The organism is Pectobacterium parvum, assembly GCF_020971565.1.
GTDB classification, from domain to species: Bacteria; Pseudomonadota; Gammaproteobacteria; order Enterobacterales; family Enterobacteriaceae; genus Pectobacterium; species Pectobacterium polare.
Map to the genome: position 1 here is coordinate 2,340,520 of NZ_CP087392.1, position 22,511 is coordinate 2,363,030.

Genomic DNA, 22,511 nt, shown 5'->3' on the forward strand with positions numbered 1-22,511 from the left:
GACAGACTGGAATAAGGCGCGAACCTAAATAAACGGCAAAGGCGGAGAGCACGATGCGAGCAGGCACACAAAAGAGCAGCAAAGATCGCCCGGAAGCGCTGGCGGAGCGGGTGTATCAAACGCTGAAAAACGACATTTTCGACTTTCGCCTGATGCCGGGTGACCGCTTTAGTGAAAATGAGATTGCCGAACGGATGTCGGTCAGCCGCACGCCGGTGCGTCAGGCGCTGTTCTGGCTGGAGCGGGAAGGCTATGTCGAAGTCTATTTCCGCAGCGGCTGGCAGGTTCGTCCGTTTGATTTCGGATATTTCGAAGAACTGTATGACTTTCGCATCGTGCTGGAGCGCGAAGCCATTCGGCGGCTATGCGGGATGCCGCCAGGGCGCTGCGCCGAGCTATTGGCGGATCTAAAACGCTTCTGGATTGAGGATCCGCGACTGGACGACGGCAAGATCGTCTCCCGCTACGACGAAGGGTTTCACCGTGGGCTGGTGACGGCGGCGGGCAACAGCGAAATGGCGCGGGTTCACGGCGAACTGACGGAGAAAATCCGCATTATTCGCCGTCTCGATTTCACCCGCGAGGATCGCATCGACGCGACCTATAAAGAACATGCCCGCATTCTGCTGGCGATATTGCAACAGCACACCGAGGAGGCGCAGCGCATTCTGACCGACCACATTGCCGTCAGTAAGGCCGAAGTCAGGAAGATCACCTTACACATGCTACAGCAGGCACGGCCTCAATCTGTCTCAACTGAATCCGTTTCAACGGAAGTGGTTCCACCTGACGCCTCACACGATTCCATTCTCACTCAACACGACTTAAGGGCTAATAAATGAAAAGACGTTCATTGCTAAAAGTTTTTGCGCTTTCTGCGACAGTGGTTGGTATGGGGTTGACCTGGAGCGTGCAGGCGGCGGACACCATCAAAGTCGGCATTATGCATTCACTGTCCGGCACGATGGCGATTTCGGAAACGCCGCTGAAGGATGTGGCGTTGATGGCGATTGATGAAATCAACGCCAAAGGCGGCGTGTTGGGTAAAAAACTGGAGCCGATGGTGGTCGATCCGGCGTCTAACTGGCCGCTGTTTGCCGAAAAGGCGCGTCAGCTGCTGACACAGGATAAAGCGGCGGTGGTGTTCGGCTGCTGGACCTCGGTGTCGCGCAAGTCGGTCCTGCCAGTATTTGAGGAACTGAACGGGCTGCTGTTCTACCCGGTGCAGTATGAAGGCGAAGAGATGTCGCCGAACGTGTTCTACACCGGCGCGGCACCGAATCAGCAGGCGATCCCTGCGGTGGAATATCTGATGAGTGAAGACGGCGGGGCGGCGAAGCGTTTCTTCCTGCTGGGTACGGACTATGTGTATCCGCGCACCACCAACAAAATCCTGCGCGCGTTCCTGCATTCCAAAGGCGTACAGGACAAAGATATTGAGGAAGTCTATACGCCGTTCGGCCACAGCGATTATCAGACCATCGTTTCCAACATCAAGAAGTTCTCGACGGGCGGTAAAACCGCAGTGGTTTCCACCATCAACGGTGATTCCAATGTGCCGTTCTATAAAGAGCTGGCGAATCAGGGGATCAAAGCGACTGATGTGCCAGTTATTGCGTTCTCTGTCGGTGAAGAAGAGCTGCGCGGGATCGATACCAAACCGCTGGTCGGCCATTTAGCCGCGTGGAACTACTTTGAGTCGGTCGATAACCCAACCAATGCCGACTTCGTGGAAGCCTACAAAGCCTATGCCAAAGCGAAAAATCTGCCGAACGCGGGCTCGGTGGTGACTAACGATCCGATGGAAGCCACGTATGTCGGCATTCATATGTGGGCGCAGGCGGTAGAGAAAGCAGGCACCACGGACGTGGATAAAGTCCGCGCCGCGATGGCCGGACAGACCTTTGCCGCACCGGATGGCTTTACACTGACGATGGACAGCACCAATCACCATCTGCACAAACCGGTGATGATTGGTGAAATTGAAGAAAACGGTCAGTTCAACGTGGTCTGGCAAACCGAACAGCCAGTTCGCGCCCAGCCGTGGAGCCCGTACATCGCCGGTAATGATAAGAAGCCCGATCATCCAATCAAAGCCGCGCAGTAAGCATTGTTCCTATACGCCCCGTCCAGCATGTCGGACGGGATACTCCCTCTCTTATATGGCGGACATTGCGATGATGAGTCATCGATTATCTACGTTTGTGCTGTCGCTGTGTCTGATGTTTCCCCTGTTGGCACAGGCCGGGCCTGCGGCTGATTTCGCCGCAGCCAGCCGCACGCAACAGGCTGAACTGCTGCAACAATGGGCCGCCGCGCCGGAACCCGCACGCTTGCCGCTGTTACAAGCGCTGCACGACGAGTCGGTTGTGCTCGATCGGAACCAACAGCCGTTTATGGATGTGAAGGGCACGTTAACGCCGCTGGAAGGGAATGCGGAACCGGTGGGCGCGACCAAAAAACTGTTTATGAATAACCGTCTGCGCGGGCTAGTTGCCACTGCGCTGGCTTCGCATCAGCTCGTCAGCGATGACGCAGCAACGCGCCTGAATGCGGTACGGCAGTTGCAAAGCGACAGCAGTGCGGAACAGCTGCCGCTGTTGGTACAGCGTCTTGGGGTAGAAAAAGAGGCGCAGGTGCATGAGGCGCTGAATACTGCTATTGCGACGCGGCAGTTAAACGATCCCAATCCGCTGGTACGTCTTGAGGCAGTCAAACGCTTAGGGCAGGCCGGCGACCCGCAGATGCAGGCGCGCTTACAGCCGTTGACACAGGTGCAGAACGAGCCGGATACCGGCGTGCGGGCGGCGGCGCAGGAGAGTCTGGATCAGATTAAGCAAAGTTTGATCGTCGGCGATCTGCTGGGACAGGCGTTTACCGGGCTGTCGCTTGGATCTATCCTGCTGCTGGCGGCGCTGGGGCTGGTGATCACGTATGGGCTACTGGGCGTCATCAACATGGCGCACGGCGAAATGTTGATGCTGGGCGCGTACGCAACCTGGCTGGTGCAGTCGCTGTGTCAGCAGTTTGCGCCGAGCTGGCTGGCGTATTATCCGCTGCTGGCGCTGCCTGTTGCCTTCTTTATCACCGCTGGCGTCGGTATGGTACTGGAGCGTACGGTGATTCGTCATTTGTACGGTCGACCGCTGGAAACGCTGCTGGCGACCTGGGGTATCAGTTTGATGTTGATCCAACTGGTGCGGATGCTGTTCGGCACGCAAAATCTGGAAGTGGCGAACCCCGCGTGGCTGTCCGGTGGTCTGCGCCTGCTGCCGAATCTGGTACTGCCGTATAACCGCATCGCGGTGATTGTGTTCGTTCTCGGCGTGCTGCTGCTCACCTGGCTCATTCTCAATAAAACCCGTCTTGGTATGAATGTACGTGCGGTGACACAAAACCGGGCGATGGCGGACTGCTGCGGCGTGCCGACCGGACGTGTCGATATGCTGGCCTTTGGGCTGGGCTCCGGCATCGCCGGGCTGGGCGGCGTGGCGCTGTCGCAGTTGGGCAACGTTGGGCCGGAGCTGGGACAGGGCTACATCATCGATTCATTCCTCGTCGTCGTGCTGGGCGGCGTCGGACAACTGGCGGGGACGGTGGTCGCCGCGTTCAGCCTCGGCATTCTCAACAAAGTGCTCGAACCGCAGATTGGTGCCGTGCTGGGAAAAATCGTCATTCTGGTATTGATCGTGCTGTTTATTCAGAAGCGGCCACAGGGGCTGTTTGCATTCAAAGGACGGGTGATTGACTGATGACGCAACCTATTACGCAACCCGTGACGATAACGCTGACGCAGCGCGCGCCACGGCTCATGCTTAGCCTTGGTTCGATCGTGTTTCTGGCTTTGCTGATCCTGCCATTTCTCGCGCTGTTGCCCGCAGAGAACCCGCTGGCGATCTCAACCTATACGCTGACGCTGATCGGCAAAATTCTGTGCTATGCGATTGTCGCTGTCGCGCTGGATCTGGTGTGGGGCTATGCTGGGCTGCTGTCGCTCGGTCACGGTCTGTTTTTCGCGCTGGGTGGCTACGCGATGGGTATGTACCTGATGCGGCAGGCCGCTGGTGAAGGAATGCCTGCGTTTATGTCATTTCTGTCGTGGACGGAACTGCCGTGGTTCTGGGCGGGAACCCAGTACTTTGCCTGGGCGCTGTGCCTGATTGTGCTGGTGCCGAGTGTGCTGGCATTTGTGTTCGGCTGGTTCGCGTTCCGCTCTAAAATCAAAGGCGTGTATTTCTCAATCATGACGCAGGCGCTGACCTACGCCGGCATGCTGCTGTTTTTCCGTAACGAAACCGGCTTTGGCGGCAATAATGGATTTACTGGCTTTACGACGCTGCTCGGTTTCCCCATTACGGCCACCGGTACGCGCATTGGGTTATTTGTCGCCACCGTGCTGCTGTTGATTGCCAGCCTGCTGGTGGGTTTTGCGCTGGCGCGCAGTAAATTTGGCCGCGTACTCACTGCGGTACGTGATGCGGAAAACCGTCTGATGTTCTGCGGCTACGATCCGAAAGGCTTCAAGCTGTTTGTCTGGACACTTTCCGCCGTGCTGTGCGGGCTGGCGGGCGCGCTGTATGTGCCGCAGGTCGGCATTATCAATCCTGGCGAAATGTCGCCGACCAACTCCATCGAAGCCGCTATTTGGGTGGCGCTGGGTGGGCGCGGGACGCTGATCGGGCCGTTGCTCGGTGCGGGCATTGTCAACGGGGCGAAAAGCTGGTTTACCGTCGCCTTTCCCGAATACTGGCTGTTCTTTTTGGGGCTGATGTTTATTCTCGTCACGCTATTTTTGCCACGTGGCGTGATTGGACTGCTGATGAGGAAGAAACATGACTGAGTCTTTATCTGTGCCATCGGTTCCAGCACAAGCCGCGCCTTCACAAACTGCGCCTTCAAAAACTGTCGCGGCTCTGCCCGTATTGATGGAGCCAAAGTTCGCGCAGCCGCATCCGTCGGATCGTCATCGGCATCAGACCGATCCGGTGTTGCAACTCGACAAGATTAACGTGAGTTTTGACGGTTTCCGCGCGCTTACCGATCTCTCGTTGCAGATTGGTGTGGGGGAACTGCGCTGTATCATCGGCCCAAACGGCGCGGGGAAAACGACGCTGATGGATGTCATCACTGGTAAAACGCGACCGGATAACGGCAAAGCATTTTACGATCAGTACACCGACCTAACGACGCTGTCGCCGGTAGACATCGCCCGAGCAGGAATTGGGCGGAAATTCCAAAAGCCGACCGTGTTTGAAGCGCTGACGGTGTTTGAAAACCTCGACATCGCGCTGAAAACCGACAAATCGGTGTGGGCGAGTCTGCGTGCCAGACTGAACAGCGAGCAGCGTGACCGGATTGACGAAACACTGACGCTGCTGCGACTCGGTCATGAACGGCAGCGGCCTGCGGGGCTGCTGTCGCACGGCCAAAAGCAGTTTCTGGAGATTGGCATGCTGCTGGTACAAGAGCCGCATCTGCTGCTGCTCGATGAACCTGCCGCGGGGATGACGGACGCCGAAACGGCTTATACAGCCGAGCTATTCCGCAGTCTGGCGGGCAAGCATTCGCTGATGGTGGTGGAGCACGATATGGGCTTTGTTGAGAGCATCGCTGACCGCGTGACCGTGCTGCATCAGGGGCAGGTGCTGGCGGAGGGATCGCTGCGCGAGGTGCAGGCGAATGAGCAGGTGATTGACGTTTATCTGGGGCGCTAACATGTTAGAGATTGCTGAACTGAATCAATACTACGGCGGCAGCCACATTCTGCGCGGCCTGTCATTTGAGGTAAAACCTGGCGAAATTACCTGCCTGTTAGGACGTAACGGCGTAGGGAAAACCACGCTGCTGAAATGCCTGAGGGGGTTGATTCCGGCGAAGTCCGGCACGATTCGCTGGCAGGGTGAAGCGATTAACTCGCGTAAACCCTATCAGCGTGTGCTGGCGGGGATTGCCTACGTGCCGCAGGGACGAGAGATTTTTCCTCGGTTAACCGTGGAAGAAAACCTACTGATGGGGCTGTCGCGTTTTCCGGGCAAACAGGCGCGGCAGGTGCCGGATGAAATCTACCAGCTTTTCCCGGTGCTGGATGAAATGAAACAGCGGCGCGGCGGCGATTTGTCCGGTGGACAACAGCAACAGTTGGCGATTGGACGTGCGCTGGCCTGCAAACCGCAGTTGCTGATTCTGGACGAACCAACAGAAGGCATACAGCCGTCGGTGATTAAAGAGATCGGCGCGGTCATCCGCCAACTGGCACAGCGTGGCGACATGGCAATTCTGCTGGTTGAGCAGTTTTACGACTTCGCCGCCGAACTGGCAGACAGCTATCTGGTGATGTCACGTGGGGAAATCATACAGCGTGGACGGGGAGAAACCATGGAACAGGACGGCGTACGGGGGCTGGTCGCGATTTAATACGTGCTGTTTATTATTTTGTATGGAATGAGAGATAGGCTGCATCTATAGATTCTCAATATTACAGAATAGAGAGAGGCAGCCTAATTTTCTGTAGCAGACACATCGCTAGTGGATCAACACGTTGCGGTGTTCAAAGCGTTAACGGTTATCCAGAGTTTCGAATTATTTAGAATATTAAATTATAAATTTATCTTGATATTTAAAATTAAATGCAAATTCGAAAATTAATTTAACTGGAAGTGAGTTATTCTGCTTTTTGTATTAATAATGTTGCCTTGCCGATATTATCATTACAATTATCGTCACTGACATAGGCGATAAAAGGCAATCCTGTGGTATCCACCACCGTTGGCGTGCTGGTGACGACGCCTCCCCATCGAGTGGTTTTAAATCCACCTTGTAACAGAACACTATCGATAATGCACTTATTCGGTGTGCGATCACAGTTCATGCTATTAGAAACGAGAGAAAAAACATACCGCCCTTGGTCTAACGTGAATTTCACTGGCGTGCCGGCTAAGGTATCCGTTATCGCTGCACTCACACAATTCCTCTGAGGATCGATAGCTATGCTCGTTGCAGCGTCTGCGGCGAAGGAAAAAAGAGCCAGCATGAACATGCTGATGGATGTCTTGCGCATGAGTAAATCTCCTGAAAAAGTAATTTATTGGTAAATTAATACAATTTTATAATTCATGTAATAATCAATAAATCGGTCCATTAAAAAACCGCCATTAGCTTAAGCGATAAAACTTAAAAAACCGTCAATGTTTTAACCTATCAATTAATTGGTTTTATCCAATATAATTTCTCGACTACGGGTCGTTTATAATTTCCTAAAGTCTGTTTTTTGGAATTTATTATTCAATAAGTTTATACTGTATCAAACGTAATGCCGCGTTCAAAAAATGGTTGTTTCTGGATGAATCAGCAGAATGAATACAGCCGTCGGTAATTAAAGGGGCGGCGTGGTCTTCGTCAACTGGCGCAGCGTGGCGACGGTGAACTTCTATGGCACTGACGATACTGGCAAGGTTCACACCTATCTGATGTCGATGGGTTATGAGAAACAGGATCATTGCGATGTTGAGGCTGAATGTTGGCGAGCGGCGGGCACTCATGATGTTGTGACGGTGGCTGCGTTTGATACAGATAAAAGCGTGATGGTTTAGGTTTACAGCAGTCCGTATGCTGAGCCATTGCCAGCAAAGTAATCATTTACGCGCGATCTCATTAGGCTCACTCATTGCGAGCCTAATGCGTATGTCATCGATGAATAGCCTTCTCTTTTCCTCACAGCACTTTATTCAAAAAGTTGATCGTCCGTGGGTGACGGGGATGGTTCAGTACCTGCCAGGAATCGCCGCTTTCGACGATTTTCCCGTCCACCATGAACACGACGCGGTCGGCTACTTCACGTGCAAAGCCGATTTCATGTGTGACGACGACCAGCGTAACGCCGGAGCGAGCGAGTGATTTGATCACGTCCAGCACTTCCCCAACCAGCTCGGGATCGAGCGCGGACGTCGGTTCATCAAACAACATCACTTTTGGCTTAAGTGCCAGCGCGCGGGCGATGGCGACGCGCTGCTGCTGGCCGCCAGACAGGTGACGGGGATAAGACTGCGCTTTATGACGCAGGCCGACGCTTTCCAGCAGGGTAAAGGCGATGTCTTCGGCTTCCTGACGTGAATAAAGTTTATGCGCCAACGGGGCTTCAATGATGTTTTCCAGCACGGAAAGGTGAGGGAACAGATTGAAATTCTGGAACACATATCCGACGTTGATGCGCTGGCGTAGCACTTCCTTTTCTTTCAATTCATAGAGCGTATTCCCTTTGCGCCGATAGCCGATGTAGTCGCCGTCGATGCGGATAAAGCCTTCATCCACGCGCTCAAGGTGATTAATGGTACGCAACAGCGTGGATTTTCCCGAACCGGACGGCCCCAGGATCACCGTGACGGAACCAGGTGCCAGCGTCAGATTGATATCCTCCAGCGCTTTGTGCTGACCAAAATGTTTCGCCACGTTGCGGATCTCAATCAGCCCACGAGCGTTTTCTGCCTGTGGCTGTGCGGTGGTGCGCGCGTGAGCAAAGTAGTCGATAGCTTCAGACATGGTGACTCTCCAGAATCGGGTAGATTAACGTGCGCGCTTGCGCGTGAGGAAACGGACGAGCCTCTGGCGCGGCGTTAGCGGCATTTCACGCACGGCACCGCGGGACACATAGCGTTCCACGTAGTATTGGACGACGGATAGCACCGTGGTGATCAGCAGATACCAAATGGTGGCGACCATCAGCAGCGGAATAACCTGCTGCGTACGGTTGTAGATGACCTGAACGGTGTAAAACAGCTCTGGCAGCGCCAGCACGTAAACGATCGACGTGCCTTTTGCCAGACTGATGATCTCATTGAAACCGGTGGGCAGAATTGAACGCAGCGCCTGCGGCAGAATGATGCGTACCGTACGGCGACCGCCGGGCAGACCGAGTGCAGCGGAGGCTTCAAACTGCCCAGCATCTACGCCAAGAATACCGCCGCGAATAATCTCTGCTGTATAGGCGGATTGCACCAGCGTCAGGCCAAGTACCGCGACGGAAAATTGATCCAGTAAATCGATGGTCGGATAGCGTAGGAAGACTACGGAGGTAAACGGAATCCCCAGCGCCAGTTCGTCATAGAGATACGAGAAATTGTAGAGAATGATCAGCACCAGAATCAGCGGCAGCGATCGGAATAGCCAGATATAGAGCCACGACAGGGTGGACAGCAGATAAGACGGCGAAAGCCGGGCCAGCGCCAGCGCGGTGCCGAAAATAATGCTGAATAATGTGCCCAGCGCGGTCAACAGCAGCGTTTGCCCCAGACCGGCGAGAATGACCGGATTAAAAAACCACTCGGCAAACACCGCCCATTCCCAGCGTGGATTCAGTGCGATTGACTGAATCACTCCAGCAAAAATGAACAGGGAAAATAGTGCACCGGCAACACGAAAGGGATAACGCGCGGGCACAACGTGCAACGGCGGTTCCTGCGTCTGACCCAGCGGCGCTTGCTGAGAAGACGTGTGTAGAGATTGCGTCATAATCGATACCCTTTGAAGGTGATTCTGAAAAACGTCCTTTTGCTTTTAATCACCGCACAGGGTGAGTCTCGGTGTGCTGGGGTCAACACACTTTCAAATGGCGAGCGATAAGTTCGACTTCCGTTTGGCGGGCAGCCTGAGGCGCTGCGACGTCAAACAGCGCTTTCTTAAATGGCAGCCGTCCATCGTAAGGCGGGATGCTGTAGGTTGCGGGATCGACGCTGATATCGAACTGAGGCGTATAGCCGTGGCTCAGATAGAGATTCACCGCTTCTGGCTGGCGGAAACCCGTGGTCAGAAAAAAGTGCTGATAACCTAACCGTCGGGCGTGCTGCTCCAGTTCCTGCATCACTTTTCCTGCCAGCCCCTGACGGCGCAGCGAATGATCCGTCCATACCCGCTTAATCTCGGCCGTGGTGCTGTCGTAGCGTTTAAACGCGCCGGTGGCAATCGGTACGCCCCGACGCAGCAGCGCAATAAAAATGCCGTGCGGCTGCTGGTAGATTCCCGGAGGATCGCTTTCCCGCTCACCAAAAAAGTCGCCATAGCGCTGTTCATATTCCGCAAACAGGCCGTCGATAATGGGGGCCACGATAGGGTCCTCGGGCTGGGTCACAATGAAGATGTCGTCGGACATGGGATGCTCCTGATTCGTTAACATATTCGAACTATCGGTAACCATTGCGTGTCGAGCGTGGCGTCCCGATAGCCATCGGGCGGTATTAGTCGCCCAGCCCTGGCGGATTGATTTCTGAACGGTCAATACGTTCGATGCTTTCTCCCCAGCGGTTCAGCACCTTGTCGTATTCACCGCTTTTAATTACGCCGTTCAGCGCGGTATTAATCGGCTGCACCAGCCCGCTGCCTTTGCGTGTGGTGACCGCGATATGTGCGACGTTGGGGTAGCCGCCGTTGACCGTACCGACATGCTTAACCTTGCCAGTCAGCTCCGCTTTGTAGGCACCGATAACGTTCGGGCCGAAATAGGCATCGGAACGACCGGATTGCAGACTCAGGTTGGCGGCCGCATCGTCCGTGACATAAATCGGCTGAAAGGCGGGCAGGCCGTTAGCGCGATTCTGCTTATCCCACGCCAGCAGTACCGCTTCCTGATTGGTGCCGGAGCCGACAATAATCTTCAGTCCAGCGATGTCCTTCGCTTCCTTGATGGACTGAATCTTACTGGTGGATTTCACATAGAAGCCGAGCGAGTCGATACGGTAGGTGGCGAAATCGAACTTTTCCTTGCGCGCTTTGGTGACGGTAATGTTGATGATGGCGGCGTCATACTTGCCGGAAGCGACGCCGAGCGGCCAGTCTTCCCACGAGGTTGGAACAATATTGAGTTCCAGCCCGAGGCTGTCGGCCACCAGCCGGGCGATATCCGGCTCGCTGCCCACCACGGTTTTGTTGTCGTCGGCCAGAAACGCCAGCGGCGGTGACGATCCCAGTGCGGCAATCGCGACGGTGAATTTACCCGGCGTGACGAAGGTAAAGTCAGCCGGAATCTGTGCGATAGCTTCTGCATTCTTCGGCGCATGGATCGGCTGCTGATTGGCTTTCAGGTCGATGGCGGCCTGTGCGCCAGTCGTGACGGACAGCGATCCGAGCAGCAGCGATCCCGTCAGTAGCTTTGTCAGCAGTGATGGGCGTAAACGGTGTGTCTTGGATGAATAGACGATCTCTTTTTGCATTTGTTTTTCCCTTGCAGGTGACTATTTATAATGGTTTTAGTGACGCTGTCACTTTATGGTGTTCTGTTGTTACTTAATCGCCGATACCCGGCGGATTCACGACGGACTGTGTGATTTTTTCATCGTCTTCACCCCAGCGATCCAGCACCTGTGCATAACTGCCGTTGTGGATCGCGCCATTGATGGCGGTGCTGATGGGCTGTGCCAGACCGTTACCTTTTTGCGTAGTGACCGCGACATAAGCGACCGTCGGACCTTTGCCTACCATGCGTGTCTTGCCCGTCAGCGCCGCTTTATACGCCCCGATGGAATGCGGACCGAAAAACGCATCAACGCGCCCGGACTGAATGCTCAGGTTGGCGGCGGCATCATCGGTAACGTAAACAGGTTGTACGGGAGGAAGGCCGTTAGCGCGGTTTTGCCGATCCCAGCCCAGCAGAATGTTTTCCTGATTGGTGCCGGAACCGACGATCACTTTCAGACCCGCTACGTCCTCCGGTTTGTTAATCGACGTAATCTTGCTGGTCGATTTCACGTAGAAACCGAGCGTATCAATGCGATACGTGGCGAAGTCGAATTTCTCTTTGCGGAGTTTTGTCACCGCGATATTAAAAATGGCGGCGTCGTATTTCCCCGCGGTGATGCCCAACGGCCAATCTTCCCAGGAGGCGGGCACCAGTTTCAGCTCCAATCCGAGGCCGTCGGCCACCAGACGCGCGATATCGGCATCGCTGCCGATAAGCGTTTTGTTATCGTCGGCCAGCAGCGACAGCGGCGGTGAACTGAGCGCCGAGACGGCAATCGTCAGCTTTCCCGGCGTCACGAATTTGAAATGAGCCGGGATCTGCGCGATAGCCTCGGCGTTCTTCTCGGTACGAATAGGCGTTTGGTTGGCTTTCAGGTCGATACGGCTAACGAATCCCGCATCTTGCGCCTGCGCATGGGTTACCAGCGTGGCGCTTAATAATGTCGCCAGACCGGTAGCGGTGATAAAAGGGGAATGCTTCACGGTGAATCTCCTGTTGCGTGAATTAACGCGTGAATTGATTCACCGGATAATCCAGCGCCAGATTTTCCCGCAGCGTGTAGCCGGGATACTCCTGACGGAACAGGCCGCGCTGTTGCAGTAGGGGAACGACGCGATCGACAAAGTGGTTGAGCGTATCCGGCGTGCCGCCCTGAATGATGAAGCCGTCGGCGGCACCGTTTTCAAACCAACGCTGCAAGCCATCCGCCACCTGTTCGGGCGTCCCGCTGAAGACGGGGCGCGGCGATGCTGCTTCCAGCGCGACCTGCCGCAGCGTTAAGCCTTTTTCCTGCGCGTTGCGTTTGATTTCATCGGTGGTGCTGCGGAAGCTGTTTTTCCCCAGATCGCCGATATCAGGGAAGGGTTCGTCCAGCGGATGCTGTGAGAAGTCGTAGTGTTCAAAGTAGCGTCCCAGATAATTGAGGGCATCTTCAATCGTGACCAGTTGTGCGGTTTCCTGATACTGACGCTCCACGTCTTCCGCATCGTTACCGACAATCACGCTGACGCCCTGAAAAACATGGAGTTGATCGGCTCGGCGACCGTTTTCTTCCAGCTTCTGTTTTACTTCACGGTAATAACGCTGCGACTCTTCCAGCGTGTGTTGGTGGGTGAAGATGGCATCGGCGTGTTTAGCGGCCAGTTTTTGGCCGTCTTCAGATGCACCGGCCTGAAACACAATAGGGCGGCCCTGCGCGGATCGGCCAATATTCAGCGGCCCCTGTACCGAGAAGAATTCCCCTTTATGGTTCAGCGTGTGCAGCTTTTCGGGATCGAAGAACTGTCCGCTGGCTTTGTCACGAATAAAGGCATCGTCTTCCCAGGAATCCCACAGGCCTTTCGCCACCTGAAGGAATTCATCGGCAATGCGGTAGCGCAGCGCGTGTTCCGGGTGCTGCGCGCGGGAAAAGTTTTTCGCCGATCCTTCCAGCGGCGATGTCACCACGTTCCAACCTGCGCGACCGTTGCTCACGTGGTCAAGGCTGGCAAACTGCCGGGCGGTGGTGAAGGGTTCGGAATACGATGTCGAGAGCGTACCGACCAGTCCAATCTGGGTGGTGACGGTAGCCAGCGCAGACAGTAGCGTTAGAGGTTCAAAGCGATTGAGAAAGTGGGGGATCGATTTTTCATTGATATACAGACCGTCGGCCACGAAGACAAAATCAAATTTCCCTTGTTCGGCTTTTTTTACCGCATCCAGAACAAAACCAAAATTAATGCTGGCGTCGGGTACGACGTTTTTATGTCGCCACGCGGACATATTTCCTGCTGCGCCTTGTAATATTAAACCCAGCCTTAATTGTCGGTTTGAAGGTGTTTGTTGTTTACTCATTATCGAGAACCTTTTATTAATTGAATGTGCTTGTTATTCGTTGAATAGGTTTATTCTTAATTGGTCGTACTTCCATGAAAGTGAAAACAGTCCATCAATAAACCGGCTATCAATTAACAAGCCATCAATAGGTATTCACGTATTCAATGAAAGGTTAATAGGGCGTTAACGGCGTGTTTTCACTATTGATGAGGCGAGGCATGATGTAAAACAACAAAAATGGATAATGAAATTCGAAAATTTCAGATGATGACACGGTTTATTTTGTTAGTATAATGTTAATGATTGTGTCTCTCGCCGTATTTAAAGGAAGCATGTAATGTCTGATCTTGTTGCTGAACGACTCGTTACCGCGAATGACGCGGCTCTCTCTGCGGCGGTTGCCAGCGTTGACCAGCAGGCGTTTCGCGATGCGATGGCAAAGCTGAGCGCGGCGGTCAATGTCGTTACGACGGATGGCCCGGCAGGTAAGGCCGGATTTACGGCATCCGCCGTATCCAGCGTTAGTGATACGCCCGGCACGCTGCTGGTGTGTCTGAATCGCGGGTCGTCGGTGTATCCCACGTTTCAGGCGAATACGCATTTGTGCATCAATACGCTGGCCGCCCATCATGAAACACTGTCGACGCTGTTTGGCAGCCGCTCCTCTACTGAAGAACGGTTTGCCGCGGCGGAGTGGGATGTGCTGCACACGGGCTCACCGGTGTTGCGGGATGCGCTGGTGGCGTTTGACTGCCTGGTTGAAGAAGTGGTGAGCGCGGCGACGCACGATATCTTTATTTGCCGGGTGTTAGCGATTAAGCAGGGCGAAAGCACCGATGGTCTGGTGTATTTTTCCCGCCGTTATCATGCGGTTCACGGTTAATCGGTATAACTTTCTCACCCAATGCCCTCATCGTAATTAATTGATTTATAAAAATTGCTGCCTCCGTCAGGTCAATCTGGCGGAGGTGATGAGTTGATTACGTCAGTCCGATATTAGGAGAGACACGGGGATGAGGTTCCCGCAGGGACGCCTCACCCCGTGGTTGCTCCGGGTATCTCGCTCGTCAAACGATCGGCATTACGGCCTTTGGTGGGGTGACTTTCGTGGTACGCAGGCGATGCAGTGCGGCTTCCGCCAATTGAGCGAAATAGCGTGAGGCTGGCGCAATCGCGCTTTCATCCGGGTTGAACTGAGGATGATGCAAGCCAAATTCGCTGTTTGATCCAATGCTGACGAACGTGCCCGGCACGTCCTGAAGATACAGCGCAAAGTCCTCGCCGCTCATTTGCAGTTCGGCGTTTTCTACCTGATAGCCTGCATCTCGGGCAATTTGCTTGCTGAAATCAGCCCATTCGCTAGTATTTACGACCGCTGGCGGGCCGGGATACCATTTCAGCTCCGCTTTTGCGCCCAGCGCAAGGGCAATACCACCAATCAACTGTTCAATGCGTTCCGGAATTTCCGCGCGAATCGCGGCATTGTAGGTGCGTACCGTGCCTTCCAATTCTACCGTTTGCGGCAGTACGTTCCAGGTGTTGCCGCCCTGAATACGCGTGACGCTGATGACCAGCGATTCCAACGAACTGAAGCTGCGGCTCGGTAGTGTTTGCAGCGCATTGACGATATTGCAGGCGGTGACGATGCTGTCGATGCCCTGTTCGGGTTTGGCCGCGTGTGCACCTTTGCCGGTAATGTGAATAGCGAAGCGATCCACGTTGGCATAAAACGGGCCGCTGCGTGTCGCGAAGGTGCCAGCGGGAAGCTCAGGGGCGTTGTGCAGGCCGAAAACGGCGGCCACATCGGCGAGCGCGCCGGCGCGGATGAGCTGTTTGGCACCGGTAGAAACTTCTTCTGCGGGTTGGAAGAACAGCCTGATTTTACCCGGTAAGACAGATTCGCGCTTTTTCAGCAAACAGGCGGCACCGAGCATCACCGCGGTGTGGAAGTCGTGTCCGCAGGCATGCATGACGCCAGCGTGCTGAGAGCGAAACGGCACATCGACCAATTCTTCAATCGGCAGGGCATCAATATCGGCTCGCAACGCAATCGTCGGGCCGCTGCCGTGACCAATCTCGGCAACGACGCCCGTGGTTAAGGCAAGGGGCAACAGGCGGATGTCTTTCTCTTGTAGCCAGCGGGTAATGTGCGCGGTGGTTTGGTGTTCCTGATTGGACAGTTCTGGGTACTGATGCAAGTGCCGTCGCCAGTTAATTAACTGCTGCTCGAATGACGTATCACAACAGGGGATAGAGTCAGCCATATCAATACACCTCCTTAACAAAACGTAAACACGATAAAGGTAGCTGATAGCCACTCAATGGATAAATACCGTCTGGTTATATTTCATATCTTTTTATCCCCGTGTATTTCAGACTTCCTGCATTTTGCCGTTATTAAAATATCTGCTAACAAAACCCATTATTGATATTTATATTTCACGCTATTATGCAACATCCTTCTTATTCTTCTTTTGCACTGACTGATTTTATTGCCCCGTTTATTTAAACGGCGTTTGGAAATGACGGTTTTTTAAATGCATAGCCTTGCAATAAATAGCGCTAACGGGTAGTCGCTGAAAATAAGGAAACATCGTGGGATATAAGCTCAGTTTATTAGATCAAAGCCCGATTGCTGAAGGAATGAATGCGGCGCATGCGTTGGCGCAAACCGTGTCGCTGGCGAAAGCGGCAGAGGCGCTCGGCTATTACCGCTTTTGGGTTTCCGAGCATCATAATTCCGATGAGTTGGCGGGATCGTCTCCCGAGGTCTTGATCACCTGGCTGCTGGCGCACACGACAACGCTGCGCATTGGCTCCGGCGGCGTGATGTTACAGCACTACAGCCCGTATAAGGTTGCGGAGAATTTTCATGTGATCAGCGCTCTGGCCGGCGGGCGTGTGGATTTGGGGATCGGCAAAGCACCGGGCGGATTGCCGCTGGCGACGCGGGCGCTACAGCAGGAGATCGGTGAGACGCAGCGGGTTGCCTTTACGGAGAAGCTACATCAGCTAAACCGCTTTCTCGACAGTCATGACGAGACGGCCGAGCGCCTGAATGCGACGCCATTGCCTGACCATACGCCGCAGCGCTTTCTGTTGGGCGCCAGTCAGGAGAGTGCACGGTTAGCTGCCTCGCTGGGCTGGAGTTTTGTCTTCGCCGGGTTCATCAATGCCAGTGAAGCGCTGCTGACGGAATCTCTCTTGAGCTATCGGGAGTTGAAACCCGCCAACGCCCAGACGCTGCTGTCGCTGTCGGTGATTGCCGCTGAACGTCATGAGGATGCGAAGGCGCTGGCCAGCTCGCAGCATAACTATAAAGTTTACATTGAGAACAAGCCGCCGCTGACGGTAGGCAGTCAGGAGCAGGCCGATAACTTCGTTCGGCAAGCGGGCGCGACGGATTTCCGTATCGTGCAGGAGCCGCGCAATGTGCTTTACGGTACGCCGGAGCACATTCATCAGCGACTGAAAAGCTACCATCAGCGCTTTGGCGTGGACGAGTTCATCATCCACACGCCCGTGACGTCCCCCCGCGAGCGTGAAGCGTCGATTCGGCTGCTGGCGCAGCGCTGAAAACGTGAGCGATGACAAGGCGGTGCCGCCGTTTGATCAGTAACCTGATTCTGTACATATACCCTAAATAATTCGAGTTTCAGGAAGGCGGCAAGTGAGGGAATCCCGATGAGCTTACACTGGTAAGTGATTCGGGTGACTAAACGCAGCCAACGCACATGCAACTTGAAGTATGACGGGGATAGCAGAATAGTTGGGGGAGATGATGGCGGTGCCAGACAGCAAGGAAGCCTTGATCAAGGCAATCAACAGTCAGTTTGCGCTGTTAATGAAGCGAATCGAGGCCGTTCCCGCCGATCGCGCATTCTTGCCGGAAATGGTAGGACATGCGCAGGGAACGCAGATGAGCGCGGCAAATCTGGTGGCGTATTTGCTGGGCTGGGGCAATCTGGTGCTGAAATGGCATCAGCAGGAAGAGCAGGGTAATCCCATCGATTTCCCAGAGACGGGCTACCAGTGGAATCAGCTTGGTTTACTCGCGCAAAAGTTCTATCAGGACTTCGCCCACATTACCGATTGGTCTGAACGGGTCGCGTTGCTTACCGCGAATAAACGGGAACTCATCGCGCTGGTTGAACGCTATACCGATGCACAGCTCTATGGTGAATGCTGGTACGGTAAGTGGACGCGTGGTCGGATGATTCAGTTCAATACCGCCTCGCCTTATAAAAATGCGGCAGGGCGGCTGCGTGCGTGGGAGAAGAATAAATAAACATATGATAATAAATAAAAAATAGTGCTGATTGTTTGTCTTCTCTTTCCCTTCGTCAATAGCGCACTAGCGGTATTTTTTCAGACAAAACCTTACATATTCCCCCTGCTTGATTGTTCTATACTCAGTAGTAAGCAAGATAAGTTTTACTGACAGATGAGATGAATAGGGGGAAGAAAAATGATTGGTCTTAACCTAGTTTCTCCAGTGTCATATAGCGCCATGCCTGACAAACCTGATCATGTTCAGGGTATTTCCCGCTCGTCGCAGCTGTCTGGTTACCCTAATCAGGACGCGTCTACCCGAACCCGGACGACGTACGACAATAGCGCGTCGGTCTTTAAGCCACCGATAGCCGATGGGGTTAATCGCCCAACGGAAAATAACCAGCTTAACGTCTACGTTTAAGATGGGTAACATGGCAATCGCGTGCCGCCCCTTTTTTCTCACTTTATAGCCAACCAGTGACAATATTCTATACTCGCCATACTTCAGGTTGCATGTGCGTTGGAGGGGCCGCTGCAAGCAGCGTTCAAATCTGCCTTTGGCTGGTCAAATTCGTTCCTGACGAATTTGACCTTACCTTGCTGCTTTATGAGGCTCATAAATATATCTGGTCCTAAAGGGTCAACGCTTTGCGTTGTTCAAAACGCTGACGTTTTGTCCTGAAACTTGAATCATTTCGAGCATATAAATATCATATTACTTTCGTATATAAGAGAGGATCATCACTCCTATTTCGGTCATATTGCAACTGGCTCTTCTCTCTTGTACAAGGTGCGCTTCTATCAAACGCATTGAAATCAGTTCATTAATTGAATGACTTATTCTGTTTGTTATTTTCGGGTCCTCAATTTTTTTGCTGTCAGCATATGCTTGTGTAAAATGAGTTAGCCAGTCAGATGTTACTTTTGAGCCATTTGCTGTGTAGCTACCTAGTCCTATTAATGGCCATGAGTCGTTGTCTGATAGTATCGTTAGGGCTTGTGGTGTTAGTTTCTCTATTTGGCCTAGGGCATACTTATGTTCCTCAAAAAGATCTTGGAAGTTATTGTTAACAATGTATTTCAAAGCATTTGAAAGATGCTTTGAAAGCTCCATGTCTGGTGGCGTGTCGTCTAGAATTCGAAGTATTTTATTGAAAAGTGTGTTCCCTTGGGCATTGGATAGGAATTCTTTTATTTTAGTTAAAGCCATTTCATTTCTGTCGTTCTTATCGAAGTATTGTGCAAGTAAATACTCTTTTTTAGCTTCCTTTATATCTTCATCCACTGACTCATTCCATTTTATTATTTCTGAAATTAGTTCCCCAACCTTAAAAAAACCAAGGGCCTTATCTCTTATGAATTTCTTCGCGTGATTTTTGGAAATTTCATTTTCTTCTTCTTCACTTATTTTAATGTTTTCTAACCGTGAATCTAAAGATTTTGACTGTGCGTTAAAATAGTAATCTGGATATTTTATTATCTCTGTTTTTACTAAATCATTTCCAGGCATGAGGTTCACCATTCCTTTTATTATCGTGGTTTTAATTTAAATAGTTAGAGTTGTGTTTACTCTTAGATATCTCCAACGCGATCCATGTGGCTTGTTTCAGGGGAGGTATATATTCCACTTATTTCATAGAAATCGGTTTTCGACAAGAATTTTCAACTATATTCTACTACATGGAAGTGATCTTATCTATGTAAAGTAGGCACAGCCCTAAGCGAAGTTCTGACTTTAAAACTTTTCAGGGCTGAGACTGCCGCAGGCGCTCGTATAGTCCTTTTTTGTTGCCGTGAAAAACGGGGTCTGAAATGACCCCGTAGCAGATTCAAACGGACTGATTACCGTACGGCCCGTTCTGAATGGAATCTCTGACCTGTAACTCCGACAAGAACAGATTTTCTTTCGAGAAATAACCGCCGTCCAGCATCGCGATCAGGCGGTTAATTACTTCGTTGATCATATCGCTCACCGGATCTTTGACGCTGGAGAGTGACGGCTTCAAAAACGGGGCAGTGGGAATATCGTCGAACCCGACGACAGAAACGTCGTGCGGTACGGCAACGCCAGCGTCATCCAGCGCTTTTATCGCGCCAATCGCCATATCGTCATTGCTGGCGAGAACGGCGCTGAATGATACCCGGTTATCGCACAGGGTCGTAATGGCGAGCGACCCGCTGCGCGGCGTCCATTTTCCTTTCACAATCAACTCATCCCGTACCGCGATATTGGCCGCCGTCAGGGCGTCTTTATAGCCGGAAAGGCGTTCGATAGCCGTCGGCGAATCCAGTGAACCGGTGATAAAAGCGATGTCTCTATGGCCGCGCGCAATCAGATGTTGCGTCGCGTTATAGCTGGAACCTTTGTGATCGCAACAGATGCAGTGGCTCTGGTGTTTACGCAGTTTACGGTTGACCACCATGATCGGCTGCTTGTGCTTCTCGATGATGTCGTCCATTTCATCCACGGTGAGAAAACGGGGATAGATGATGATCGCATCACAACGTAACCCCAACAGGAATTGAATCGCGGCGCGCTCTTCATCGGCACTGTGTTTGCCATCGACCAGAATCAATTGACGACCGTTGTCTTCCAATTTCTTGGCGGCCTGTGACAGCAGCTCGTTAAAATAGCTGCCGTTATAGAGCGTGTTGGTCACCACCAGCCCAATGCAGGCGGATTTGCTGGTCGCCAGATTCCGCGCCAGTAAATTTGGCCGATATCCCGTCTCCTCAATGGCCTGATAGACCAGCGTTTTGGTTTCTTCACTGGTATAGCCTTTGCCCGATAGCACGCGCGACACCGTCGCTTTCGATACGCCTGCTTTCTTCGCCACTTCCTGCATTGTCGACATGGGACATCCTGAGACGTTGAACACCTTTGCCATTTTACACACTTTGGACTGGTAGCAGGGTGATGAGTGCAGAACCGAAGCGATCGAGGGGAGTAATACGCTATTCATGACGATCACGATCACATAAGAAAAATATTCATAACAAAATTATTGAAATTGTATTCATATATAAACACTATCATGTGGAACCGGTTACCCATCGGCGTTTCATCACGTTGCATGGAGCAGGGATACCGGCATGAATACTTTCATAACTGTATGAAATTGAATAATAAATGTGCGCGCATCAAGTGATATTCCCGTTTTGGACGTGTTGAATTGGGTGTAGCGCGCGCGATTACGAGAGATTGTCTATCCATGTCAAAGAATTATGCGGCTGTATCCCGTTCGATCGTCGATGCCATCGGTGGTGCTGATAACATCGCCGCCGTGACGCACTGTATGACCCGTCTGCGCTTTGTGCTGAAAGATAATGATGCGGCGAATGTGGCCGAATTGAAGGCGATAAGCGGCGTGTTGGGTGTCGTGAAAAATGATAACCAGTGTCAGGTCATCATCGGCAACACCGTTTCTCAGGCCTACGTCGAAGTGGTGAAACTGCTGCCAGAAGGCGTGGAAGCTGAAAAAACCGTACCGGTGAACAATAAAATTACGCTGCGACGCATCGGCGCGGGGATTCTGGATGCGCTGATTGGCACGATGTCACCGCTCATTCCTGCGATTATCGGCGGCTCAATGGTGAAACTGCTCGCCATGATCCTCGATATGACCGGGCTGTTTGAGAAGGGCGCCTCGACGATAACGATTCTGAACGTGATTGGTGACGGCGCGTTCTTCTTCCTGCCGATCATGGTAGCGGCGTCTGCGGCGGTAAAATTCAAAACCAATATGTCGCTGGCGATTGCTATCGCCGGGGTGCTGGTTCATCCGACGTTTATCGATCTGATGGCAAAAGCGGCGCAGGGTCAGCAGGTGGTGTTTATGGGGCTAACCGTCACGGCGGTGAAGTATACCTACACCGTGATTCCGGCGCTGTGTATGACCTGGATTCTGTCTTACATTGAAAAATGGGTAGACCGCATTACGCCAGCGGTGACCAAAAACTTCCTGAAACCGATGTTAATCGTGCTGATTGCCTCCCCGATTGCCATTATGCTGATCGGCCCGATTGGGATCTGGATTGGTAGCGGTATTTCTGCGGTGGTGTACACCGTACATGACTATCTGGGCTGGCTGTCCGTTGCCATTATGGGGGCTATTTGGCCGCTGCTGGTGATGACCGGTATGCACCGCGTGTTTACCCCGACGATCATTCAGACCATCGCTGAAACCGGCAAAGAAGGCATGGTAATGCCGTCTGAAATCGGTGCGAACCTGTCGCTGGGCGGATCTTCACTGGCGGTTGCCTGGCGCACCAAAAACCCGGAACTGCGCCAGACGGCGCTGGCGGCGGCGGCCTCGGCCATTGTTGCCGGGATCTCTGAACCGGCGCTGTACGGTGTCGCTTTGCGTCTGAAGCGTCCGCTGATCGCCTGTTTAATTACCGGTTTTATCTGTGGTGCCGTTGCCGGTATCGGCGGGTTGGCAAGTCATTCAATGGCGTCGCCGGGGCTGTTTACCAGCGTGCAGTTCTTCGATCCGACCAACCCGATGAGTATTGCCTGGGTATTCGGTGTCATGCTTCTGTCCGTCGTGATTTCCTTCTTTGTCACCTTGCTGCTGGGCTTTGAAGACATCCCAGTCGAAGAAAAACCGGAAGAGAAACGCGTGCAGGGCGATGAGGTTTCCGCGCCGCAGCACGCAGCGAACACGAATTAAATGAAGCACTAATTAGTACAAAG

The 22,511-nt window shown here is 52.9% G+C and carries 22 protein-coding genes; 12 read left to right on the top strand and 10 right to left on the bottom strand.

Features of this window, described 5'->3' with window-relative positions:
- The first annotated feature begins 53 nt into the window (after positions 1–53).
- The 6 genes from LOZ86_RS10615 (at position 54) to urtE (ending at position 6,414) form a co-directional block, all read left to right on the top strand.
- The gene (locus LOZ86_RS10615; protein ID WP_111778696.1) at positions 54–842 is read left to right on the top strand and encodes a GntR family transcriptional regulator; all 789 of its coding nucleotides are present in this window, start codon (positions 54–56) and stop codon (positions 840–842) included.
- Positions 839–2,107, top strand: coding sequence for an urea ABC transporter substrate-binding protein (gene urtA, locus LOZ86_RS10620; RefSeq protein WP_111778695.1), 1,269 nt, complete (start codon positions 839–841; stop codon positions 2,105–2,107). Before LOZ86_RS10615 ends, urtA begins: the two co-directional genes overlap by 4 nt.
- Before the next feature lie 55 nt (positions 2,108–2,162).
- Positions 2,163–3,752 carry an urea ABC transporter permease subunit UrtB gene (gene urtB, locus LOZ86_RS10625; RefSeq protein ID WP_230243140.1) on the top strand — a complete coding sequence of 530 codons (1,590 nt, stop codon included), beginning with the start codon at positions 2,163–2,165 and terminating at the stop codon, positions 3,750–3,752.
- An 11-nt stretch (positions 3,753–3,763) separates the two neighbouring features.
- Complete coding sequence (urtC, locus tag LOZ86_RS10630) at positions 3,764–4,840, top strand: urea ABC transporter permease subunit UrtC (protein ID WP_230243158.1); 1,077 nt, start codon at positions 3,764–3,766, stop codon at positions 4,838–4,840.
- Between the two features lie 85 nt (positions 4,841–4,925).
- On the top strand, positions 4,926–5,714 hold the full coding sequence (gene urtD, locus LOZ86_RS10635) for an urea ABC transporter ATP-binding protein UrtD (protein ID WP_205625206.1): 789 nt from the start codon (positions 4,926–4,928) through the stop codon (positions 5,712–5,714).
- 1 nt (position 5,715) lies between these two features.
- Positions 5,716–6,414, top strand: a complete 699-nt coding sequence (gene urtE, locus LOZ86_RS10640; protein ID WP_230243141.1) for an urea ABC transporter ATP-binding subunit UrtE — start codon at positions 5,716–5,718, stop codon at positions 6,412–6,414.
- Between the two features lie 247 nt (positions 6,415–6,661).
- Here urtE and LOZ86_RS10645 read toward each other — a convergent pair whose 3' ends face one another.
- Complete coding sequence (locus tag LOZ86_RS10645) at positions 6,662–7,057, bottom strand: hypothetical protein (RefSeq protein ID WP_039487605.1); 396 nt, start codon at positions 7,055–7,057, stop codon at positions 6,662–6,664.
- A gap of 328 nt (positions 7,058–7,385) precedes the next feature.
- Between LOZ86_RS10645 and LOZ86_RS10650 the strand changes: the two genes are divergently transcribed.
- Entirely contained in the window at positions 7,386–7,589 is a 204-nt protein-coding gene (locus LOZ86_RS10650) for a hypothetical protein (protein WP_039487603.1), read from the top strand.
- A gap of 121 nt (positions 7,590–7,710) precedes the next feature.
- Here the strand turns inward: LOZ86_RS10650 and LOZ86_RS10655 are convergent, their stop codons facing one another.
- The 6 genes from LOZ86_RS10655 to LOZ86_RS10680 all read right to left on the bottom strand — a co-directional run bounded on the left by LOZ86_RS10655 (position 7,711) and on the right by LOZ86_RS10680 (position 13,558).
- Positions 7,711–8,535: an amino acid ABC transporter ATP-binding protein gene (locus tag LOZ86_RS10655; protein WP_039487602.1), complete on the bottom strand. Its 825-nt coding sequence runs from the start codon at positions 8,533–8,535 to the stop codon at positions 7,711–7,713.
- A gap of 24 nt (positions 8,536–8,559) precedes the next feature.
- A complete protein-coding gene (locus tag LOZ86_RS10660) occupies positions 8,560–9,504 on the bottom strand; it encodes an amino acid ABC transporter permease (RefSeq protein WP_039487601.1) in 945 nt (314 codons plus the stop codon).
- 82 nt (positions 9,505–9,586) lie between these two features.
- Positions 9,587–10,141 (bottom strand): GNAT family N-acetyltransferase, encoded by a 555-nt coding sequence (locus LOZ86_RS10665; protein WP_039487600.1) that lies wholly within the window; start codon positions 10,139–10,141, stop codon positions 9,587–9,589.
- 85 nt (positions 10,142–10,226) lie between these two features.
- Positions 10,227–11,198 carry an ABC transporter substrate-binding protein gene (locus LOZ86_RS10670; protein WP_039487598.1) on the bottom strand — a complete coding sequence of 324 codons (972 nt, stop codon included), beginning with the start codon at positions 11,196–11,198 and terminating at the stop codon, positions 10,227–10,229.
- 73 nt (positions 11,199–11,271) lie between these two features.
- Positions 11,272–12,207 carry an ABC transporter substrate-binding protein gene (locus LOZ86_RS10675; protein WP_039487596.1) on the bottom strand — a complete coding sequence of 312 codons (936 nt, stop codon included), beginning with the start codon at positions 12,205–12,207 and terminating at the stop codon, positions 11,272–11,274.
- 22 nt (positions 12,208–12,229) lie between these two features.
- Complete coding sequence (locus LOZ86_RS10680) at positions 12,230–13,558, bottom strand: LLM class flavin-dependent oxidoreductase (RefSeq protein WP_230241840.1); 1,329 nt, start codon at positions 13,556–13,558, stop codon at positions 12,230–12,232.
- 319 nt (positions 13,559–13,877) lie between these two features.
- On the opposite strand from LOZ86_RS10680, the gene LOZ86_RS10685 reads away from it, so the two are divergent.
- Entirely contained in the window at positions 13,878–14,423 is a 546-nt protein-coding gene (locus tag LOZ86_RS10685) for a flavin reductase (protein WP_165707480.1), read from the top strand.
- 184 nt (positions 14,424–14,607) lie between these two features.
- Here LOZ86_RS10685 and LOZ86_RS10690 read toward each other — a convergent pair whose 3' ends face one another.
- Positions 14,608–15,804 (bottom strand): M20 peptidase aminoacylase family protein, encoded by a 1,197-nt coding sequence (locus LOZ86_RS10690; RefSeq protein WP_052012115.1) that lies wholly within the window; start codon positions 15,802–15,804, stop codon positions 14,608–14,610.
- A gap of 331 nt (positions 15,805–16,135) precedes the next feature.
- Here LOZ86_RS10690 and LOZ86_RS10695 point away from each other — a divergent pair, with 331 nt between their 5' ends.
- From LOZ86_RS10695 to LOZ86_RS10705, 3 genes are all read left to right on the top strand, one after another.
- Positions 16,136–17,116 carry an LLM class flavin-dependent oxidoreductase gene (locus tag LOZ86_RS10695; RefSeq protein WP_039487589.1) on the top strand — a complete coding sequence of 327 codons (981 nt, stop codon included), beginning with the start codon at positions 16,136–16,138 and terminating at the stop codon, positions 17,114–17,116.
- A gap of 205 nt (positions 17,117–17,321) precedes the next feature.
- Positions 17,322–17,828 (top strand): ClbS/DfsB family four-helix bundle protein, encoded by a 507-nt coding sequence (locus tag LOZ86_RS10700; protein WP_039487626.1) that lies wholly within the window; start codon positions 17,322–17,324, stop codon positions 17,826–17,828.
- 180 nt (positions 17,829–18,008) lie between these two features.
- Positions 18,009–18,236, top strand: coding sequence for a hypothetical protein (locus LOZ86_RS10705; RefSeq protein WP_072012457.1), 228 nt, complete (start codon positions 18,009–18,011; stop codon positions 18,234–18,236).
- A 294-nt stretch (positions 18,237–18,530) separates the two neighbouring features.
- Here the strand turns inward: LOZ86_RS10705 and LOZ86_RS10710 are convergent, their stop codons facing one another.
- Positions 18,531–19,325, bottom strand: coding sequence for a hypothetical protein (locus tag LOZ86_RS10710; protein WP_165707482.1), 795 nt, complete (start codon positions 19,323–19,325; stop codon positions 18,531–18,533).
- Positions 19,326–19,644: 319 nt separating this feature from the next.
- Positions 19,645–20,670, bottom strand: coding sequence for a LacI family DNA-binding transcriptional regulator (locus tag LOZ86_RS10715; RefSeq protein WP_165707483.1), 1,026 nt, complete (start codon positions 20,668–20,670; stop codon positions 19,645–19,647).
- Positions 20,671–21,027: 357 nt separating this feature from the next.
- Here LOZ86_RS10715 and ascF point away from each other — a divergent pair, with 357 nt between their 5' ends.
- The gene (gene ascF / locus LOZ86_RS10720; protein ID WP_165707484.1) at positions 21,028–22,488 is read left to right on the top strand and encodes a PTS cellobiose/arbutin/salicin transporter subunit IIBC; all 1,461 of its coding nucleotides are present in this window, start codon (positions 21,028–21,030) and stop codon (positions 22,486–22,488) included.
- Positions 22,489–22,511: the final 23 nt, after the last annotated feature.

What these genes read in the sequence shown, in the direction of transcription:
- urtA (WP_111778695.1), top strand. Translation starts at nt 839, where the DNA reads ATGAAAAGACGTTCATTGCTAAAAGTTTTTGCGCTTTCTGCGACAGTG.
- LOZ86_RS10645 (WP_039487605.1), bottom strand. Translation starts at nt 7,057, where the DNA reads ATGCGCAAGACATCCATCAGCATGTTCATGCTGGCTCTTTTTTCCTTC.
- urtD (WP_205625206.1), top strand. Translation starts at nt 4,926, where the DNA reads ATGGAGCCAAAGTTCGCGCAGCCGCATCCGTCGGATCGTCATCGGCAT.
- LOZ86_RS10670 (WP_039487598.1), bottom strand. Translation starts at nt 11,198, where the DNA reads ATGCAAAAAGAGATCGTCTATTCATCCAAGACACACCGTTTACGCCCA.
- LOZ86_RS10680 (WP_230241840.1), bottom strand. Translation starts at nt 13,558, where the DNA reads ATGAGTAAACAACAAACACCTTCAAACCGACAATTAAGGCTGGGTTTA.
- ascF (WP_165707484.1), top strand. Translation starts at nt 21,028, where the DNA reads ATGTCAAAGAATTATGCGGCTGTATCCCGTTCGATCGTCGATGCCATC.
- LOZ86_RS10665 (WP_039487600.1), bottom strand. Translation starts at nt 10,141, where the DNA reads ATGTCCGACGACATCTTCATTGTGACCCAGCCCGAGGACCCTATCGTG.
- LOZ86_RS10615 (WP_111778696.1), top strand. Translation starts at nt 54, where the DNA reads ATGCGAGCAGGCACACAAAAGAGCAGCAAAGATCGCCCGGAAGCGCTG.
- LOZ86_RS10655 (WP_039487602.1), bottom strand. Translation starts at nt 8,535, where the DNA reads ATGTCTGAAGCTATCGACTACTTTGCTCACGCGCGCACCACCGCACAG.
- LOZ86_RS10700 (WP_039487626.1), top strand. Translation starts at nt 17,322, where the DNA reads ATGGCGGTGCCAGACAGCAAGGAAGCCTTGATCAAGGCAATCAACAGT.
- LOZ86_RS10705 (WP_072012457.1), top strand. Translation starts at nt 18,009, where the DNA reads ATGATTGGTCTTAACCTAGTTTCTCCAGTGTCATATAGCGCCATGCCT.
- LOZ86_RS10685 (WP_165707480.1), top strand. Translation starts at nt 13,878, where the DNA reads ATGTCTGATCTTGTTGCTGAACGACTCGTTACCGCGAATGACGCGGCT.
- LOZ86_RS10710 (WP_165707482.1), bottom strand. Translation starts at nt 19,325, where the DNA reads ATGCCTGGAAATGATTTAGTAAAAACAGAGATAATAAAATATCCAGAT.
- LOZ86_RS10690 (WP_052012115.1), bottom strand. Translation starts at nt 15,804, where the DNA reads ATGGCTGACTCTATCCCCTGTTGTGATACGTCATTCGAGCAGCAGTTA.
- urtE (WP_230243141.1), top strand. Translation starts at nt 5,716, where the DNA reads ATGTTAGAGATTGCTGAACTGAATCAATACTACGGCGGCAGCCACATT.
- LOZ86_RS10715 (WP_165707483.1), bottom strand. Translation starts at nt 20,670, where the DNA reads ATGTCGACAATGCAGGAAGTGGCGAAGAAAGCAGGCGTATCGAAAGCG.
- urtB (WP_230243140.1), top strand. Translation starts at nt 2,163, where the DNA reads ATGGCGGACATTGCGATGATGAGTCATCGATTATCTACGTTTGTGCTG.
- LOZ86_RS10660 (WP_039487601.1), bottom strand. Translation starts at nt 9,504, where the DNA reads ATGACGCAATCTCTACACACGTCTTCTCAGCAAGCGCCGCTGGGTCAG.